General features: G+C 73.7%; 17 protein-coding genes. 14 read left to right on the forward strand and 3 right to left on the reverse strand.

Features of this window, described 5'->3' with window-relative positions; genetic code table 11:
* Positions 1-114: 114 nt before the first annotated feature.
* Both FJR00_RS10075 and FJR00_RS15755 read left to right on the forward strand, forming a co-directional pair.
* Positions 115-462 (forward strand): hypothetical protein, encoded by a 348-nt coding sequence (locus FJR00_RS10075; RefSeq protein ID WP_141338604.1) that lies wholly within the window; start codon positions 115-117, stop codon positions 460-462.
* Positions 463-474: 12 nt separating this feature from the next.
* Positions 475-612, forward strand: a complete 138-nt coding sequence (locus FJR00_RS15755; protein ID WP_181409581.1) for a hypothetical protein — start codon at positions 475-477, stop codon at positions 610-612.
* A 24-nt stretch (positions 613-636) separates the two neighbouring features.
* Here FJR00_RS15755 and FJR00_RS10080 read toward each other — a convergent pair whose 3' ends face one another.
* Positions 637-3,567, reverse strand: coding sequence for an ATP-binding protein (locus FJR00_RS10080; protein WP_141338605.1), 2,931 nt, complete (start codon positions 3,565-3,567; stop codon positions 637-639).
* A 92-nt stretch (positions 3,568-3,659) separates the two neighbouring features.
* Here FJR00_RS10080 and FJR00_RS10085 point away from each other — a divergent pair, with 92 nt between their 5' ends.
* Positions 3,660-4,805 carry a class I SAM-dependent methyltransferase gene (locus FJR00_RS10085; protein ID WP_202876641.1) on the forward strand — a complete coding sequence of 382 codons (1,146 nt, stop codon included), beginning with the start codon at positions 3,660-3,662 and terminating at the stop codon, positions 4,803-4,805.
* 43 nt (positions 4,806-4,848) lie between these two features.
* On the opposite strand, the gene FJR00_RS10090 is transcribed toward FJR00_RS10085, so the two are convergent.
* Positions 4,849-5,211 carry a hypothetical protein gene (locus FJR00_RS10090; protein WP_141338606.1) on the reverse strand — a complete coding sequence of 121 codons (363 nt, stop codon included), beginning with the start codon at positions 5,209-5,211 and terminating at the stop codon, positions 4,849-4,851.
* A gap of 147 nt (positions 5,212-5,358) precedes the next feature.
* Here FJR00_RS10090 and FJR00_RS10095 point away from each other — a divergent pair, with 147 nt between their 5' ends.
* The 8 genes from FJR00_RS10095 to FJR00_RS10130 all read left to right on the forward strand — a co-directional run bounded on the left by FJR00_RS10095 (position 5,359) and on the right by FJR00_RS10130 (position 12,204).
* Positions 5,359-6,960, forward strand: coding sequence for a M6 family metalloprotease domain-containing protein (locus FJR00_RS10095; RefSeq protein ID WP_202876642.1), 1,602 nt, complete (start codon positions 5,359-5,361; stop codon positions 6,958-6,960).
* 31 nt (positions 6,961-6,991) lie between these two features.
* A complete protein-coding gene (locus tag FJR00_RS10100) occupies positions 6,992-7,219 on the forward strand; it encodes a hypothetical protein (RefSeq protein ID WP_141338607.1) in 228 nt (75 codons plus the stop codon).
* Positions 7,220-7,247: 28 nt separating this feature from the next.
* On the forward strand, positions 7,248-7,661 hold the full coding sequence (locus FJR00_RS10105; RefSeq protein WP_141338608.1) for a hypothetical protein: 414 nt from the start codon (positions 7,248-7,250) through the stop codon (positions 7,659-7,661).
* A 33-nt stretch (positions 7,662-7,694) separates the two neighbouring features.
* Positions 7,695-8,453 carry a DUF2589 domain-containing protein gene (locus FJR00_RS10110; RefSeq protein ID WP_202876643.1) on the forward strand — a complete coding sequence of 253 codons (759 nt, stop codon included), beginning with the start codon at positions 7,695-7,697 and terminating at the stop codon, positions 8,451-8,453.
* A gap of 27 nt (positions 8,454-8,480) precedes the next feature.
* Positions 8,481-9,224 carry a hypothetical protein gene (locus FJR00_RS10115; protein WP_141338609.1) on the forward strand — a complete coding sequence of 248 codons (744 nt, stop codon included), beginning with the start codon at positions 8,481-8,483 and terminating at the stop codon, positions 9,222-9,224.
* 2 nt (positions 9,225-9,226) lie between these two features.
* Positions 9,227-9,817 (forward strand): hypothetical protein, encoded by a 591-nt coding sequence (locus tag FJR00_RS10120; RefSeq protein ID WP_141338610.1) that lies wholly within the window; start codon positions 9,227-9,229, stop codon positions 9,815-9,817.
* 94 nt (positions 9,818-9,911) lie between these two features.
* The gene (locus FJR00_RS10125) at positions 9,912-10,673 is read left to right on the forward strand and encodes an AfsR/SARP family transcriptional regulator (RefSeq protein WP_141338611.1); all 762 of its coding nucleotides are present in this window, start codon (positions 9,912-9,914) and stop codon (positions 10,671-10,673) included.
* A 76-nt stretch (positions 10,674-10,749) separates the two neighbouring features.
* Positions 10,750-12,204, forward strand: a complete 1,455-nt coding sequence (locus FJR00_RS10130) for a phage tail sheath family protein (RefSeq protein ID WP_141338612.1) — start codon at positions 10,750-10,752, stop codon at positions 12,202-12,204.
* A 13-nt stretch (positions 12,205-12,217) separates the two neighbouring features.
* Here the strand turns inward: FJR00_RS10130 and FJR00_RS10135 are convergent, their stop codons facing one another.
* On the reverse strand, positions 12,218-12,718 hold the full coding sequence (locus FJR00_RS10135) for a glutathione peroxidase (RefSeq protein WP_141338613.1): 501 nt from the start codon (positions 12,716-12,718) through the stop codon (positions 12,218-12,220).
* 65 nt (positions 12,719-12,783) lie between these two features.
* Here FJR00_RS10135 and FJR00_RS10140 point away from each other — a divergent pair, with 65 nt between their 5' ends.
* The 3 genes from FJR00_RS10140 (at position 12,784) to FJR00_RS10150 (ending at position 16,871) form a co-directional block, all read left to right on the forward strand.
* Positions 12,784-13,581 carry an LLM class flavin-dependent oxidoreductase gene (locus tag FJR00_RS10140; RefSeq protein WP_141338614.1) on the forward strand — a complete coding sequence of 266 codons (798 nt, stop codon included), beginning with the start codon at positions 12,784-12,786 and terminating at the stop codon, positions 13,579-13,581.
* Between the two features lie 57 nt (positions 13,582-13,638).
* On the forward strand, positions 13,639-15,708 hold the full coding sequence (locus FJR00_RS10145; protein ID WP_141338615.1) for an LTA synthase family protein: 2,070 nt from the start codon (positions 13,639-13,641) through the stop codon (positions 15,706-15,708).
* Between the two features lie 92 nt (positions 15,709-15,800).
* On the forward strand, positions 15,801-16,871 hold the full coding sequence (locus FJR00_RS10150) for an alpha/beta fold hydrolase (protein WP_141338616.1): 1,071 nt from the start codon (positions 15,801-15,803) through the stop codon (positions 16,869-16,871).
* The last annotated feature ends 10 nt before the right edge of the window (positions 16,872-16,881 follow it).

The raw sequence follows: 16,881 nt of genomic DNA on the forward strand, positions 1-16,881 counted from the left end.
CGGCGAACCGGTTCGTGGAACCAGGGAACGACGCTGCCGCCGGTGAACGGGCGGGACAGGGATGACGGCGGTGGGCCCCACCCGGATCGCGGACGGACGGCATACAGTCGCACCATGAGCGACCTCCAGTGCGCGGCCCGCATCATCCTCCTCACCCCGCTCGGGCTCAATGACGTGAAGTGGCTGGCCTCCGAGCTCTACCGGGAGCGCGTCCAGGCGGTGTACGCCGCCGACGACGTGCCCGACACCGGCCCGGTCGAGACCCTCGCCGAGGACCTCGGAGTGCCCTGCCACAGCGGCCACGGGGAACTCGGGGACGGCTCGGCGGGGCTGGAGGAGATCGTCGACCGGCACCGCGGCGAGACGGTGGTCGTCGTGCGCGGCGGCTCGGCCGCCGAACCGGTGCTCATGCGCGTCGACGCCGACGGCACGAGCATCGGCCGGCTCGGCGACGACGCATGAGGGGGCGCGGGCGTGGGTGAGATCTGGACGATCCTGCTGATCGTCGCCGTGGCGATCCCGGTGTTCCTCCTGCTGCGGTACCTGGCAGGGAGGCGGGCCCTGGCTCAGGCGCAGCGCATGCGGGAGCAGGGGGGCCGGCGGAGGTCCTGACCGTTCCTCGGCACCCCCGGCGCCCTACGGCAGCAGCCGCATCGCCCGCCGGACCACCTGGGCCCGCGGCGTGGTCGCGGCCACCGCCTGGACCTGCTGCAGGACAGCTGGTCCGACCTCGTCGGCCAGCCGCTGCCGCAGGTCGGCGTGCCGTGCGACGTCCTCGCCCATGAGCGGCGGCGCCGACGGGTCGTGCCCGGCCGCCCCGAGGAGGAACGCGGCGTCCGCGAACGCCCCCTCGTCGGCGAGAAGCTCGGCGAGCACGCGGAGCATCGTCCAGATCTGCGCCCACGACCCGGTCCGGTGCAGGTCGCGCAGCAGCGACCCGCCCAGCGACCGCGCCTCCTCCGTCTCACCGTCCCGCACCAGCCGGGCGAGCAGCGCGAGCCGGGCCACCTTGCTCACCTGCCCGGCACCGATCCGTCCCGCCTCGGCGGCGGCCTCGCGCAGCCGGGCGGTCCCCGCCGCCGGGTCGGAGCGGGCCAGCACCTCGCCCTCGGCGTAGAGCGTGAACGCCCGCCCGGCGTCCGACCCCGCCCCGGCCGCCGCCGTCGCGACCGCGACGTGCTCGCGCGCGGCCTGGAGGTCGTCGGCGTAGAGCGCCATCAGCGCCCGGGAGACGTGGCTCTCGCCGGTCAGCTCGGGGGTGCGGCCCATGCGCCCGAACCAGTCGGCGGCCGCCGTCGCGTCCCCGCGGTACATCGCCTCCACCCCCAGCACCAGGCACGCCAGCGGCTCGTCCGCGCCGCCGGCCAGGTCTCTCCCCGCCAGGGCCAGGCGCCGTGCCCGGTCGAGCTCACCGTGCTCGACGGCGATCATCGCCCCCGCCCCGACGCCGCCGGCGGCGGCCAGCTCGTCGTCGGAGAGGTCACCGGGCGACAGGTGGGTGACACCCAGCTCGGCGACCTCGAGCATCGCCCCGCCCAGCGCCGGCCCGGGCACCCAGTGCAGGCACCGGCCGACGGCGGCCACGATGCGCAGCGCGACGACGAGGTCGTCCCTGGCGACGTCGGGTGCCTGGGGGCGCGCGGTCCGGCGCAGCGCCGCCGTGGCGTCCGGGACGAGCGCCTCGACCCGGTCGCGCAGCAGCACCCCGTCCTCGGTCGCCCAGGCGTCCGCGACCTGCTCGCACTCCCGGGCCACCCACGCCGCATGCGCCCGGTGCGCCGCCGCCTCGTGGTCCGGGCCGGCCTCGCGCAGGCGCGCCGCGGCATACTCGCGCACCACCCCCAGCAGCCGGAGCCGGGCACCCCGGCCCTCCACCCGGCACGCCACGAGCGAGGTCTCGACCAGCTCCGCCAGGGCTGCGCCGGGGTCGGACCGCGGATCGAGGTATGCCGTGACCGCCCGCACCGCCTCGGGCGTGAACTCGCTGGCGAAGACCGACAGCCACGCGAGCAGCCGGCGCTGCTCATCCTTGAGCAGGCGGTAGGACCAGTCGACCGTCCGGTCCAGGCCCAGCCCCTCGGCCGTCCCGCCGGGGGTCGACGTCTCGTCGGCGGGCAGCAGCGCGAGCACCTCGTCGAGCCCGGCGGTCGCGGTGCGTGACGCCGCCAGCTCCAGCGCCAGCGGCAGCCCGTCGAGCCGTCGGCACAGCTCGGCCACCGCCGCCGCGTTGGTCGGGTCGACGCCGAACGCGGCCCGCAGCCGTCGGACCCGGTCGGTGAACAGCCGGACGGCGGCCGAGGTGCCGACCGCGGACCTCGCACCGGGGGAGTGCGTGGCGAGCGGGGCCAGGGGCAGGACGGTCTCCTCAGGCAGGTCGAGCCGGCGTCGGCTGGTGACCAGCACGCGGGTGCCCCGGCAACGGCGGGCGACCCGGCCGACGAGGTCGGCCACCTCGGCCAGCAGGTGCTCGGCGTCGTCGACCACGAGGAGGTGGGGCGTGGTGGCCAGGACGTCCACCACGTCCTCGGCGGGATCGTCGGTCCGGCGCCCGAGCCGCAGCGCACCGGCGACCGCGGTCGCCACCCCGCCGGGGTCGGTGCCGGCGAGCTCGGCCACGGTGGCAGGCAGGTGGGAGCGCTCGGGCAGCACGCGCACCGCCTCGGCGGCCAGCCGGGTCTTGCCCACTCCGCCGGGGCCGGTCACGGTCGTCACCGGTCCCTCGAGCACCGCCCCGACGAGCCGGGCGAGGTCGTCCTCCCGCCCGACGAGGGGAGCGGCGACCTCCAGCCACGTGACCGGTGGTCGGTCCGACGGCGTGCGCTCCGCAGGGCTCTCCTGCTCCAGCTCGTGCCCGAGGACCCGTGCCTGCAGGTCCACCAGCTCGGGGGAGGGGTCCAGCCCGAGCTCGTCGGCCATCCGGCGCCGGTGCCGGTCGAGCACGTCCAGCGCGTCGGCCTGGCGGCCGAGCCGGTAGAGCGCCCGGACGAGCAGGGCCACGGCGTGCTCGCGGTAGGGTTCCTCGGCCAGCAGCTCCTCCAGCAGCGGCACTGCCGGGGCCGGGTCCCCGAGGTCCAGCAGCGCGGCGGCGTGCAGCTCGGCGGCCTCGTGCCGCATACCCTCCAGGCGCGCCGCGGCGGCCAGCACGGGCGCGCTCGACCCGAGCTCCCCGAACGGCGGTCCCCGCCACTGCAGGCGGGCCTGCTCCAGCAGGTACAGCGCGATGCCGGGGTCGGCCGTGCGGGCGCGGGCGAGCAGGTCCTCCAGGAGCAGGGCGTCGACCTCGGCGGGCGGCACCGGCAGGCGGTAGCCGCCCTCCACCGTCTCCACCGCGTCCGGCCCCAGCAGCGCCCGCAGCCGTGAGACCACGGTCTGCAGGGCGGCCCGCGGGTCGGTCGGCGGCTCCCCGCCCCAGGCCGCCTCGACGAGGGTGTCCGTCGTGACCGCGGAGCCGGCGTGCACGAGCAGGCAGGTCAGCACCGCCCGTCGACGCCCGGCAGGGACCTGCACGGGTTGCCCGTCGACGAGCACCTCCAGCGTGCCGAGCACGCCGAACCGCAGCCGTGCCACCTGCGCCAGTCTGCCCGACAGCCCGGTGACAGCGTCGTGAAAGCGGCGCCCGCCACGGTGGACCGGTCAGCACGACCCGCCGAGGAGGAACCATGAGCACGCACACCGCATCCCACCGCGCCGACCCCGCGGGCATCGCGACGACGCCGTCCGCGGCGGCCGACGGTGCACCCCCCCACCTCGACCTGGAGCAGGTGGGCGCCTTCGCCCAGCAGGTCGGCATGATGCTCGCCGGCGGCGCCACCGCCGCCATGATGGTCGTCGGCGACCGGGTCGGGCTGTATGCCGCGCTCGCCGGCTCGGGCCCGGTCACCCCGGCCGGTCTGGCCGCCAGGACCGGGACCGCCGAGCGCTACGTCCGCGAGTGGCTCGCCCAGCAGGCCGCCGTCGGCATCGTCCGCCACGACCCGCAGACCGGCACCTTCGTTCTGCCGGCCGAGCATGCCGCCGTCCTGGCCTCGGACGACTCCCCGGCCGCGATGATCGGCGCCGCGCCGCTGGTCACCGGTCTGCACCGGCGCACCGACGAGCTCGCCGAGGCGTTCCGCACCGGCCGGGGCGTGCCCTGGTCGGAGCAGGACCCGGCGATCTTCGAGTCGATCGAGCGCTTCTTCCGCGTCGGCTACCGCAACAGCCTGCTCTCCGAGTGGGTGCCCGCGATCGACGGGCTGTCCGACCGGCTGCACGACGGTGCCACCGTCGTCGACGTCGGCTGCGGGCGTGGGGCCCCGCTGCTGCTGCTCGCGGAGGCCTTCCCGGCGTCGCGCTTCGTCGGCTACGACGTGCACGAGGGCTCGGTCGAGGTCGCCCGCCGCCGGGCCGACGAGGCCGGGCTGGCGGACCGGGTGCGCTTCGACGTCGGGGACGCCCACGGCTTCGCCGACCGGGACGTGGACGTCGTGACCTACTTCGACGCCTTCCACGACCTGGGTGACCCGGTCGGGGCGGCCGCGCACGCGCGCGCTGCGCTGGCCGACGACGGCCGGCTGCTGCTGGTCGAGCCGCGGGCGGCCGACGACCTGGCGACCACGCTGGCGACCGTGCCGCTGGCACCGATCAGCTTCGCCGCGTCGACGTTCCTGTGCACCGCCAACTCCCTGTCCCAGCCGGTCGGGCTCGCGCTGGGCTCGCAGGCGGGGGAGGGACGGCTGACCGAGGTCCTCCACGAGGCCGGCTTCGGCACGGTCCGCCGGGCCGCGGCGAACGACTTCAACATGGTGCTGGAGGCGAGGGTCTGACCTGGGCGGCGGGGCCTTCCGGTCCGTCACTCATCCCGGCCCGTCACTCCTGGGTTGGGCCGCGCCCACCCGCAGGGGGCGAGTCCCGTTCGGGCGGCTCGACCTGCAGGACCTCGTGCAGCTGCAGCTGCCCGCCCTGGGGGCCGCCGAGGTACTCCACCTCGGCCTCGAAGACGTCCCCCGCCCGCAGCCCCGGCTCGTCGCCGACCACGAACATCCGGGCGGAGTCGCCCTGGCGGACGAACAGCCCGCCCGACTCCGCCCGGGCCTCCAGCACGTCCACGGTGAAGTAGCACTTGGGCTGGTCCTCGACCGGCTCCACGGCGTCGACGCGGGCCCTGATCCGGCTGCGGTTCGGTGCGGCCATGACGTTCACGTCCACCACCTCCTCTTCTCCTGCGGCCATTCTGCTCCCCCTCCGCCCCGGCCGCCACGCCCGGCGACGGTGCCGAGACGGTGCGGTGACGGGTCGGTGACGCCCCCTGCCGATGCTGGTGCGCAGCCGGTCGGACACGGGGTCGAGACCCCGCTGAGACAACGAAGGAGGCCCACCGTGGCCAGCAACCAGGTGCACACACCCCGGGGAGAGACAGGGCCGCCCGTCCACTGCGTGATGCCGCCCGCCCCGGAGCTGGAGGAGAAGATCCGCGCCGCCAAGAAGCTGGTGGCGGCCGGACGCGACCTCAGCGAGCAGAACGGCGACGGCCTCGGCTGGCGCGAGTTCAACCTCATCACCAGCCGGCCGGCGCGGACCCGACCGGACACCTTCGGCGAGGTCCGCAGGGAGGCGGCGCCGGTGCTCGGCACCCGCCGGGCGATCGTGCTGCTGGTGGACTTCTCCGACGCGCCGGCCACCCGGACCCAGGCGCACTTCCAGGACCTGCTGTTCTCCAGCGGCACCTCCGCCAACGGCAGCATGCGCGACTTCTTCCGCGAGGCCTCCTACGGCAAGCTCGACGTCACCGGTCAGGTCGCCGGGGCCGGCGGCCCGACCGCAGGCTGGTTCCGTGCCCCCCGGCCGAAGTCCTTCTACACCGACGGCAACTACGGCTTCGGCAGCCACCCCAAGAACGCCCAGGGCCTGGTCGAGGACGTGCTCCAGCTGGCCGACGGCCACGTCGACTTCTCCACCTTCGACAACGACGGCGACGGCACCGTCGAGGCGCTCGTGGTCGTCTGCGCCGGCAGCGGCGCGGAGCAGACCGGCAACGTCGGCGACCTGTGGTCGCACAAGTGGGGCATCAGCCCCCAGACGCGGGACGGCAAGAAGATCTCCACCTACTTCATGGCCCCCGAGGACGGCCGGGTCGGCGTCATGGCCCACGAGCTCGGCCACCTGCTCATGGGCTGGCCCGACCTCTACGACACCGACTACTCCTCCGCCGGCACCGGCGCCTGGGACCTCATGGCCGGCGGCAGCTGGAACGGCGGCGGCGACCGGCCGGCCCACCCCACCGCCTGGTGCAAGGCCCGGGCCGGATGGATCACCCCCACCGTGGTGTGGAACGCCAGCCGGAGCGTGACGATCGCGCCCTACGCCAGGCAGGCGACGGCATACAAGCTCCCTGTCGGCTCGGCCGCGAGCACGGAGTACTTCCTGGTGAGCAACCGTCAGCAGACGGGCTTCGACTCCGACATCCCCGGCGAGGGCCTCCTCATCGAGCACGTCGACGACACCCAGCAGGCCAACAGCGACGAGAACCACTACCTGGTGGACATCGAGCAGGCGGACGGCCGGCGCGACCTCAACCTCAACGCCAACCGCGGCGACGCGACCGACGTCTACCCGACCGGCTCCAACGCCGCCTTCACCGACGCGACCACGCCGAGCAGCAAGAGCTACGCCGGGGCCGCGTCGAAGGTCTCGGTCGAGAACATCGCCCGGTCCGGGGACGACGTCACGGCCGACCTGTCGGTCGGGGGAGCGGCCGCCCGCGGCTGGGTCCACCACCGCACGGTCCGCGCCACCTTCGCCCACGCCACGTCGCAGTGGGCCTGGGCCGACCTCGAGGGAGTCGGCTGGCGACGGGTCCAGGGCGGCTCCGCCGACGCCGTCACCAACATGTTCGTCGGCCTGTGCGAGGCGATGGCCAACCAGCGGCCCGTCCACGCCGACGTCGACGGATCCCTCATCTACACGATGTACGTCGTCTGACAACCCACCCATCTCGACACGAGGAGCAGTCATGGCCTGGCAGCACAACAAGAAGGTCCTCTCGACGTTCATCCACTCCGGGAGCCAGTGGTCCTGGGCGAACCTCGACGGCGGCACCGGCTGGAAGCGGATCAAGGAGGGCTCGCCGGACGGGTGCACCAACCTGACCGTCCTGCTCAACACCGCCTTCGCGAACAACCGCACGGTGCACGTCGACATCGACGCCTCCGGGCTGATTACGACCGCTTACATGATCTGACCGACCCCACGACGCACAGGAGCGCACCATGAGCGAGTCGACGCAGGTGACCGTCACGGTCACCACCGGCGGGCAGACCGGCACCGCGGCCACGGCCGGCGCAGGGACGGGACGGGCCGAGGGGCCGGTGCCGGTCCCGCTGGACCAGCTGTCCGTGCAGGCCGGCGGCGCGTCCGCGGGCACGGACGGCATCGGGTCCGGCCCCGTCCCCGACCTGGGCGCGCAGACGTCCGGTGCGGGGCAGGACGGTCCCCCCACCCCCGGGGCGTATGCCGTCGGCGCGCCGGGCACGGACGCCGGCGGGGACCTCCCGGGCCCGGCCGACCTGGAGGACCTCCCCGACGAGGCGGAGGAGACCGAGGCCGGGTCCGGCGAGGGCACGGCGCGCAAGAGCACCGCGCGCAAGCGGCAGAGCAAGCGGCCGGCGCCCACCGACGGGTGACCGGCACCCACCCACGCACGAAGGAGCCAGGAGATGGCGGACAAGGACGACAGCGCGCAGACCGGGGGCGACGGGCGGAAGAGCCCGGCGCGCTCCGGACGGGGAGGCAAGGACGCGGCATACCCCGCGCCCGACGCGGAGCAGACCGCACAGGAGGTGACGCGCGTGGCCACCGACACCGTGTCCTCGGCGGTGGCCAGCGGGCTGGAGCGGGCACCGGGCGTGTCCACCAACCTCACCAGCGAACTGAACAACATCGACTTCCGGAAGATGATCGGCGGGCCGCTGCAGGCCGCCGTCGACGCCCAGGTCGCCTCGTCGCTGGCGACGGTGGACTTCATCTCCAAGGTCGGCTTCGCCTACCCGCTCGACGACGACGGGGAGCCGGACACCTCCAAGCCGCGCGAGCTGGTCATGGTCGACTTCACCCACACCCGCGACGACGGCGAGCTGGACGACGAGGGCAACCCGGTCGTGCAGAACGTCACCGTCAAGGTGCCGCTGCTGGCGATGCTGCCCATCCCCTCGCTGCGGATCGAGCACGTGGTCATCGACTTCAACGTCAAGCTCAACTCGGTGCAGTCGGCCAGCACCAGCGACGCGCTCGGGGTGAACGCCGAGGTCAAGGGCGGCTGGGGACCGGTCAACCTCAAGGTGTCGGCCTCCTACCAGCGCAAGACGGCCACGAACGTCGAGGTGAAGAAGGAGTACGCGCTGAACGTCAACGTCAAGGCCGTGCAGGACGAGATCCCCGCCGGCCTGGAGAAGATCCTCAACATCCTGGCGGCCTGAGGCGGTCCGGGCGGAGAGGCCGGACCGATGGCCGAGGTCACGCTGGGCGACTACGCCGGCTACATCTTCACCGAGATGGTCAGGGCCCGGGAGGCGGCCGACGCCTACTCCCGGGCCCTGGCCGACCGGTACAACCAGGACGAGGTGCTCCGGCACTTCCCGGTGCCCCGCTTCCGGACCCCCAAGGTCGACATCACCGTGCCGGTCCTGATCTCCGGGGCGCGGTTCTCCCGGACCGTCCGCTTCGTGGAGCCCGAGCAGGACTTTGTCGACGCGCTGGCCCAGTGGGCCGAGGCCGTCCGCACCGAGGTGGAGCACTCCCAGGGCGGGCTGCCCCGGCGCCGGCTGCGCACGGGGGGAGGCGAGGAGCTGTCCGAGGTGCGCCGCCTGGCCGCCGACCTCCACGCCGAGCTCGTGGCCAACCCCGACCCGTCGCACCCCGAGGCGGTCGTGGTGACCTGGTGGCGCCAGATCTTCCGGGCCGCGCTCGCCGGCGCCCGGCTGCTGACCTATTACCTGGAGACCGACGAGAGCAACCGCCTGCTGGCCCGGACGACCGCGGAGGTCCTCGACCACGTGCGCCGGCGGACGGTCGTGTCGCACACCGAGATCGAGAGCCTGCTGGTCGACCCCGAGACCGTGGTCGTGGCCGACGGCAGCACCGACAGCACCGTCTTCGTCGTGCGCGCCGAGATGCTCGAGGAGGGTTTCCTCCTGCGCGAGGTGCAGGAGGAGGACGGCACGGTCTCGCGGATCGTGGAGTTCGACTGACGATGAGGCCCTTCCTGCACGACCGTCGCGCGCGCTACGTCCGGCTGCTGCAGGCCTCGACCGAGGCGCTGCGGGTGTGCATCGCCAAGGACCTGGACGCCGGGGCCCGGGCGTCGACGGCGCTGGAGACCGCGGCCCGGGAGTATGCCGCGATGGGGGAGTCTGCGGGGGAGAACGAGCTGGTCGCACTGCAGGCCCAGCTGGCCTCCGCCCGCGACGGCGTGGACCCCGCGACCCTGGCCCGGGTCACCGTGCGCCGGCGCGAGCTGGAGCGCAGCGTGGCCCTGCGGGTCCTGCTGGAGGCCGGCGAACGGCTGCGCGGGGACGAGGCCGCAGCCGGGGCCACCCTGGAGCGGACCCGCGAGCAGCTCGCGCCGCTGGTCGTCCACGCCCTCGGGCAGGGCTACGTCGTCCCCGGCGAGGACGGGAGCATCTCCCAGACCGAGCTGGTCGCGATGTGGCACCGGCTGCTCAACGACGCGACGACCGGGCAGAGCGCCCGGCTCGTCGCGCTCGGCGTCGCGGCCAGCGACGTCGTCATCCTGCTGGGCGACCTGCTGGCCTCGCTGTCGGGCCCGGGGGAGGAGCCCTGACGTGCCTCGGTGACGGTGCCGTGACGGTCCGCCCCTATACCTGCAGAACTGGATAGAGTTGACGATCGGCTGTGTGAACTACTCGGAGGGTCACATGAGCGACGGACTGCTGAGAGCCCTGGCGGCTGACGACGGGCATGCGGACGCCCCGGTGGTCCACCTGCTGGGGCATCCCCGGGTCAGTCTCGGGGGCCGGGAGCTGCGGCTGGCCGACCGGGGGCTGCGGCTGCTCTCCTTCGTCGCGCTCAACGAGGGCGTCATCGACCGACGGCTGGCCGCGTCCACGCTGTGGCCCGACGACGACGACGTGCACGCCGCCGCCAACCTGCGCACCGCGCTGTGGCGGGTCAACACGGCCGGGACCCACCTGGTGGACGCGACCCGGACGTCCCTGCGACTGGCCCCGGGGGTGCAGGTGGACACGCGGCTGCTCGGCGGCTGGGCCGCCCGGGTGATCTCGCGCACCTCCTCACCGCGCGACCTGTGCCACGGCTGCTGGGACCTGTGCCGGCTCGACCTGCTGCCCGGGTGGTACGACGACTGGATCGTCGACGAGCGCGAGCGGCTGCGCCAGCGGCTGCTGCACGCGCTGGAGGTGACGGCCGGCAGCCTGCTCACCAGCGGGCGCTGCGCCGAGGCCGTGGACGTGGCGCTGCTCGTCGTGCGGGCGGACCCGTTGCGGGAGAGCGCACACGAGGTGCTCATCGGGGCCTACCTCGCCGAGGGCAACCGGGAGCAGGCCTTCCGGGCGTTCGGCCGGCTGCGGACGACCCTGCGCCGCGAGCTCGGGGTCGAGCCCTCGACGCGGCTCGTCCACCGGCTCCGCAGCGAGCGGTGCGAGGCCGCCCTGGGGTAAGGACCACCTCCGCGCCCGGTGCGGCAGGTTGGGGCGGGGTCTCGCGCTCGGGCAGGCAGGCGCGCTTGGATGGCCTATGCCGCACACCGAGCCCAGCGCCGCCGGCGCCCCCATACAGCCGCTGCCGACCTCGGTGACCGGGTTCGTCGGGGCGGCCGACGCCGGGCCGGTCGGCACCCCGGTGACGGTCACCAGCGCGGCGGACTACCACGCCACGTTCGGGCCGAGCCTCGACTCCGACCGGCCGCTGGGTCACGCGGTCGAGCTGTTCTTCGCCAACGGCGGCACCAGCGCGGTGGTCGTCCGGTCGGCGGGTCCGGCGCCTGCGCAGCTGGTCCCGGTAGAGGGACCCGGCGGGGTGCATGCGCTCGACGGATCGGGCGTCACGGTGCTCGTGGTGCCCGGCCTGACCGCGGCCCATCCCGACCAGGTGAGGGTCGCGCTCGGGCGGTGCGCGGCATCCCGCGCGGTGCTGCTGCTCGACCTGCCGCCCGGTCCGTGGGGACCGGCGCACGAGGCAGCGCTGGGGGCGGTGACGGATCACGCGGAGCGTGCCGCGGCATACCACCCGTGGGGCGTCGTCGACGGCGTGACCGTGCCGCCGTCGGGGGCGGTCGCCGGGGTGGTCGCGCGCACCGACGTCGAGCGGGGGGTGTGGAAGGCGCCGGCGGGCGTCGAGCTGCGAGGGGTCGACGGCTTCGCCGAGACACTGACGGACGAGGACGTGGACCGGCTGGTGCAGGCCGGGGTCAACCCGCTGCGCGAGCTGCCCGGACGCGGCCGGGTCGTCTGGGGTGCGCGGACGGTCGCGGGCGGGCGGCCGGCCGACCCGGTCGCGCGCTACGTCAGCGTGCGCCGGCTGACCGACCACGTGCTGGCGTCGGTGACGGCCGGGCTGGGCTTCGTCGCCGACGAGCAGAACGACGCGGCGCTGTGGGCCCGCGTCAGGGGGCTGACCGAGGGCTTCCTGCACGACCTGTGGCGGCGGGGAGCGCTGCAGGGCGCCAAGCCGGAGCAGGCCTACGGGGTGCGTTGCGGACCGGGGGAGACGATGACCGAGGCCGACGTGCTCGCCGGGCGGTTCGTGGTGCGGCTGTGGTTCGCGCCCGTGCGGCCGGCGGAGTTCGAGGTGCGGACGGTCCACCTGCAGGCGGCCGTGGCGGCCGGGGAAGGCGGGTCGCCGGCGGAGCCCGCTCCCCCGGTCGCGCCGAGGTTGGTGGTCCCGTCCGTCGTCGAGGAGCCGGCCGCCGTGCGGCGCGTCGACCTGCGGCGGGTGGTGTCGCGCTACATCGGGGAGACGGAGAAGAACCTCTCGCGCCTGTTCGACCGTGCGCAGGAGACGGGCGAGGTCCTGCTCTTCGACGAGGCGGATGCGCTGTTCGGGAAGCGGACGCGGGTGCGGCACGCGCACGACAGGTACGCGAACCAGGAGGTGGGCCGGCTGATCGAGAGGCTGGCGCGCGAGAAGGGTGTGGAGGTGCGCTGGCAGCAGGGGAAGGCCCGACGGCGGTGGTTGCGGCGCAGGTGGTGAGAGGTGTGCGGTGTCAGCGGGAGGAGGATCCGGCCAGGGCGGCCTCGATCACGTCGACGACCTGCGGATCGGTCGGCTCGGTCTGCGGGCGGAACCGCGCGACGGGCTCGCCGCGTCCGTCGACGACCCACTTCTCGAAGTTCCACGCGACGTCCCCGGCCTCGCCGTCGGCGTCCGGCACCTGGGTCAGCTCGGCGAAGACGGGGTGCTGGTCGGCCCCGTTGACGTCGACCTTGTCCATCATCGGGAAGCTCACGCCGTAGGTGGCCGAGCAGAACTGCGCGATCTCCTCGTTGGTGCCCGGTTCCTGGCCGCCGAACTGGTTGCAGGGGAAGCCGACGACGGTCAGGCCACGGTCGCCGTACTGCTCCTGCAGCTGCTCGAGCCCGGCGTACTGCGGGGTCAGACCGCAGCGGGAGGCGACGTTGACGATCAGCAGGACACGGCCGGCGTGCTCGCCCAGCGTGGTCGGTCGGCCGTCGAGGGTGGTCACAGGTATGTCGTGCAGGTTCACGCGGCCACTGTAGGCGGCCCCGGGGGCCGGGCCACACCCATGCCCCGGGGGCCTAGCGTGGGCCCATGAAGTTCGGCGTGAGCATCCCCCCGTTCACCGATCCTTCCCGGGTCGTCGGCTGGGCCCGGGAGGCCGAGGCCAACGGGTGGGACGGGGTCTTCCTGTGGGACCACGTGCAGTGGCGGCCCGGGGCGGCCCCGCTCGACCCGTGGGTGATGCTGGGGGCCCTCGCCTCCGTCACCGCCACGGTGCGCCTCGGCACCCTGGTCACCCCGCTCTCACGCCGTCGCCCCTATGCCGTGGCCAAGCAGCTCACCACGCTGGACCGGCTCAGCGGCGGCCGGGCGGTGCTCGGGGTCGGCCTCGGCGAACCGCCGGACCGGGACTTCGCCGACCTGGGCGAGGAGTCCGACCCCCGGGTGCGCGCCGCGATGCTGGACGAGGGGCTCTCCGTCGTCGACCGGCTGATGCGCGGCCCCACCGACGTCGCCGGCGACCACTACCGCGTCCGGGCCGACCTCCACCCACGCCCGGTGCAGCAGCCCCGTCCGCCGATCTGGGTGGCCGGGGTAGCGCCCCACCGTCGGCCGCTGGCCCGCGCCCGCCGCTGGGACGGGATCGTGCCGATCGGCCCGGAGGACCACCTCACCCCCGAGCAGCTGGCCGACTACCTGGCCTTGGACGGCGCCGAGGCCCGCCCGGGGTGGGACGTCGTCGTGCACCCGGCCGCCGGGGTGCCCGCGCAGGAGTATGTCGACGCCGGGGCGACCTGGCTCGTCCGGTCGGTCTTCCCGGTGGAGGAGCGATGGGAGGACCAGGTCGAGGCGATCGTGCGCGACGACCCTCGGGCTCCTGCCGGCTGAACGACACACCAGGTCCGGAGCGGACCCGAGGCGACGCGCGGCGCGTACCGTGGACAGATGACACCGGCGACGACGCCGGGTGGAGCATCGGTGCCGCCCGTGACGGCCCGCCAACGCCCCGGTCGGGGTGCTGGCGCGAGGCCGCTCGCCCTGGCCAGGTTCCTCTTCATCGCGGTCCTCGCTCTCGAGCTGATCCTGCGGGCACGGACCGAGGCGCCCTTCCTGACCGTCGGGCTGCTGTGGGCCGCCGTCTTCGCCGCGGTCACGGCCCTGGCGATCACGCTGGTCGCCGGGCTGCTGCCCGGGCGGGCCCGCGACGTGGCGGTGGGGCTCGCGCTGGCCTTCCTCACGCTGCTGTTCGTGTCGCAGCTCATCTACTACGACATCTTCGGCACCTTCTACACGGTCTTCTCCGCCACCAACGCCGGCCAGGTGGCAGAGTTCGCCGCCGACATCGTGGGCAAGATCGCCGAGAACGCCTGGTGGCTGCTGGCTCTGTCGGTGCCCCTGCTGGTCTTCGTCGGGTCGCGGTTCCGCGCCGGCCCCCGGCGCCGGGCCTCGTGGCGGCAGCAGGCCGTGACCGCCGGGATGCTCGTCCTCCTCGTCGGCGGTGCCCTGGCCGGGATCAACCTGGGCGACCGCGGTCAGAACAGTGCCTACGACACCTACTACCGCGACCAGCACCCGGTGACGGCGGTCAACCGGCTGGGGCTGGTGACGAGCATGCGGGTCGACCTGCAGCGCAACCTGCTCGGCCTCGGCGGCGAGAAGGCGCCGCCGGCGGCGGTGGCGCCCCCACGGCATACCCCCGACGGGGCCGTCACCGAGGAGCCTCCCGCGGACGGGGCCCGGCAGACCTCGGGAGCCCGGGGCGAGCCGGAACGGGAGGCGGCACCGGAGCCCAACGTGCTGGACATCGACTTCGACCAGCTCGCCGCCGAGGAGGACGACGACGAGCTGCGCGCCCTGCACGAGTACTTCGCCGCGCGGGAACCGACCGTCCAGAACGAGCAGACCGGCCGGTTCGAGGGCTACAACCTCGTGTTCGTCACCGCCGAGGGCTTCTCCCACCTCGCCGTCGACCCCGAGGTCACGCCCACGCTGCACAGGCTGACCACGGAGGGCTTCCGGTTCACCGACTTCTACACCCCCATCTGGGGCGTGAGCACCTCCGACGGGGAGTACGTGGCCACCACCGGGCTGATCCCCAAGAGCGGCGTCTGGAGCATGTACCAGTCGGGCGACAACGCGATGCCGTTCGCCATGGGCAACCAGCTGGGGCGGCTGGGCTATGCGACCCTCGCCTACCACAACCACACCTACGACTACTACCGGCGGGACGTCTCGCACCCGAACCTGGGCTACGACTACAAGGGGCTGGGCAGCGGGCTGGACGTCACGCCCACCTGGCCGGAGTCGGACGTGGAGATGATCGAGCTGACCATGCCGGAGGTGCTCGAGCAGGAGCCGTTCCACGCCTACTACATGACCGTCAGCGGGCACCTGCAGTACAACTTCGGCGGCAACTTCATCGCGGCGAAGAACCGGGAGCTGGTCGAGGACCTGCCCTACTCCGAGGCGGGGAAGGCCTACATGGCGACCCAGATCGAGCTGGACCGGGCGATGGAGCTGCTGCTCGAGGAGCTGGAGGAGGACGGCGTCGCCGACCGGACCCTCGTCGTGCTCAGCTCGGACCACTACCCCTACGGGCTGACGCGGGAGCAGATCGAGGAGCTGGAGGGGCACGAGGTGGACGACGTCGAGCTCTACCGCAACAGCCTCGTCATGTATGCGCCAGGGATGGAGCCGGTGACCGTCGACGAGCCGGTCGCGAGCATGGACATCATCCCCACGCTGTCCAACCTCCTGGGGCTGGAGTTCGACTCGCGGCTGCTCATGGGCCGGGACGTCTTCTCCGACGCCGAGCCGCTGGTCATCTTCAGCGACCGCAGCTTCCTCACCGACATGGGCAGGTATGACGCGGTGGCCCAGGAGTTCACGCCCGCCGAGGGGGTGGAGGTGCCGGAGGGCTACCGGCAGGCGATCTCCGACGAGATCGACCGGCGGTTCTACTACTCGGCGATGATCCTGGACCGGGACTACTACGGGGTGGTCGTCGATCGGTGACCGTCCTCAGCGCTGCCGGCGCCACGACCCAGCAGTGCCGCACCCCCGGCTAGGCTCGTCGCACCCCGACCCTGCTCGACGAGGAGACAGCGATGACGTTGGAGAACCCGTTCTACAGCCCCGAGGTGCAGGGAGCCTACGAGCTCCACTCCGTCGGCCGGTTCGAGCTGGAGGAGGGCGGGGTCATCCCCGACCTGCAGCTCGCCGTCGCCACCTACGGCCAGCTCAACGAGGCCAAGGACAACGCGATCCTCATCCCCACCTGGTTCTCCGGCACCCACCAGACGTGGGAGCTGACCTACATCGGCGAGGGGCGCGCGCTGGACCCGTCGAGGTACTTCATCGTCGTGGTCAACCAGATCGGCAACGGCCTGTCGACCTCCCCGCACAACACCGACGGCGAGATCGCCATGTCCTCCTTCCCGCACGTGCGGATCGGCGACGACGTCCGGGCCCAGGAGCAGCTGCTGCGCGAGGTCTTCGGCATCGAACGGCTGGCCCTGGTCGTCGGCGGGTCGATGGGCGCCCAGCAGACCTGGGAGTGGGCGGTGCGCTTCCCGGAAAGGGTGCAGCGGGCCGCGATGATCGCCGGCACCGCGCAGAACACCCCGCACGACTTCCTCTTCACCCAGACGCTCATGGACGCCATCACCTCCGACCCGGGCTGGAACGGCGGGGAGTATGCCGCTGCCGCGGACGTCGGCGAGGGGTTGCGTCGGCACGCCGACATCTGGGCCGTCATGGGCCTGTCCACCGAGTTCTGGCGCTCGGAGTTCTGGCGCAACGTCGAGCTGCCGGACGTCAGCTGGGACACCTTCGAGGAGTTCCGCGACAACTTCCTGCGGCCCACGTTCGCCGCGATGGACCCCAACGCCCTGCTGGCCATGGCCTGGAAGTGGCAGCGCGGCGACGTCGCGCGCAACGCCGGCGGCGACCTGGCCGCCGCCCTCGGCCGGATCACCGCCAAGACGTTCGTCATGCCGATCGACGAGGACATGTTCTTCCCGCCCCGCGACTGCGCCCGCGAGCAGGAGCTGGTGCCCGGCAGCGAGCTGCGCACGCTGCACTCGATCGCCGGGCACTTCGGGCTGTTCGGCTTCGAGGAGTCCTACCTGGCCGAGGTCGACGACAACCTCAGGGAGCTGCTCGGCTCCGAGGTGTGAGGCGGGCGGG

The organism is Ornithinimicrobium kibberense (assembly GCF_006519705.1).
Taxonomy (GTDB): domain Bacteria; phylum Actinomycetota; class Actinomycetes; order Actinomycetales; family Dermatophilaceae; genus Ornithinicoccus; species Ornithinicoccus kibberensis.

Coding starts and splice junctions, on each gene's coding strand:
- FJR00_RS10075 (WP_141338604.1), top strand. CDS start 115: ATGAGCGACCTCCAGTGCGCGGCCCGCATCATCCTCCTCACCCCGCTC.
- FJR00_RS10085 (WP_202876641.1), top strand. CDS start 3,660: ATGAGCACGCACACCGCATCCCACCGCGCCGACCCCGCGGGCATCGCG.
- FJR00_RS10090 (WP_141338606.1), bottom strand. CDS start 5,211: ATGGCCGCAGGAGAAGAGGAGGTGGTGGACGTGAACGTCATGGCCGCA.
- FJR00_RS10100 (WP_141338607.1), top strand. CDS start 6,992: ATGGCCTGGCAGCACAACAAGAAGGTCCTCTCGACGTTCATCCACTCC.
- FJR00_RS10105 (WP_141338608.1), top strand. CDS start 7,248: ATGAGCGAGTCGACGCAGGTGACCGTCACGGTCACCACCGGCGGGCAG.
- FJR00_RS10110 (WP_202876643.1), top strand. CDS start 7,695: ATGGCGGACAAGGACGACAGCGCGCAGACCGGGGGCGACGGGCGGAAG.
- FJR00_RS10115 (WP_141338609.1), top strand. CDS start 8,481: ATGGCCGAGGTCACGCTGGGCGACTACGCCGGCTACATCTTCACCGAG.
- FJR00_RS10120 (WP_141338610.1), top strand. CDS start 9,227: ATGAGGCCCTTCCTGCACGACCGTCGCGCGCGCTACGTCCGGCTGCTG.
- FJR00_RS10125 (WP_141338611.1), top strand. CDS start 9,912: ATGAGCGACGGACTGCTGAGAGCCCTGGCGGCTGACGACGGGCATGCG.
- FJR00_RS10130 (WP_141338612.1), top strand. CDS start 10,750: ATGCCGCACACCGAGCCCAGCGCCGCCGGCGCCCCCATACAGCCGCTG.
- FJR00_RS10140 (WP_141338614.1), top strand. CDS start 12,784: ATGAAGTTCGGCGTGAGCATCCCCCCGTTCACCGATCCTTCCCGGGTC.
- FJR00_RS10145 (WP_141338615.1), top strand. CDS start 13,639: ATGACACCGGCGACGACGCCGGGTGGAGCATCGGTGCCGCCCGTGACG.
- FJR00_RS10150 (WP_141338616.1), top strand. CDS start 15,801: ATGACGTTGGAGAACCCGTTCTACAGCCCCGAGGTGCAGGGAGCCTAC.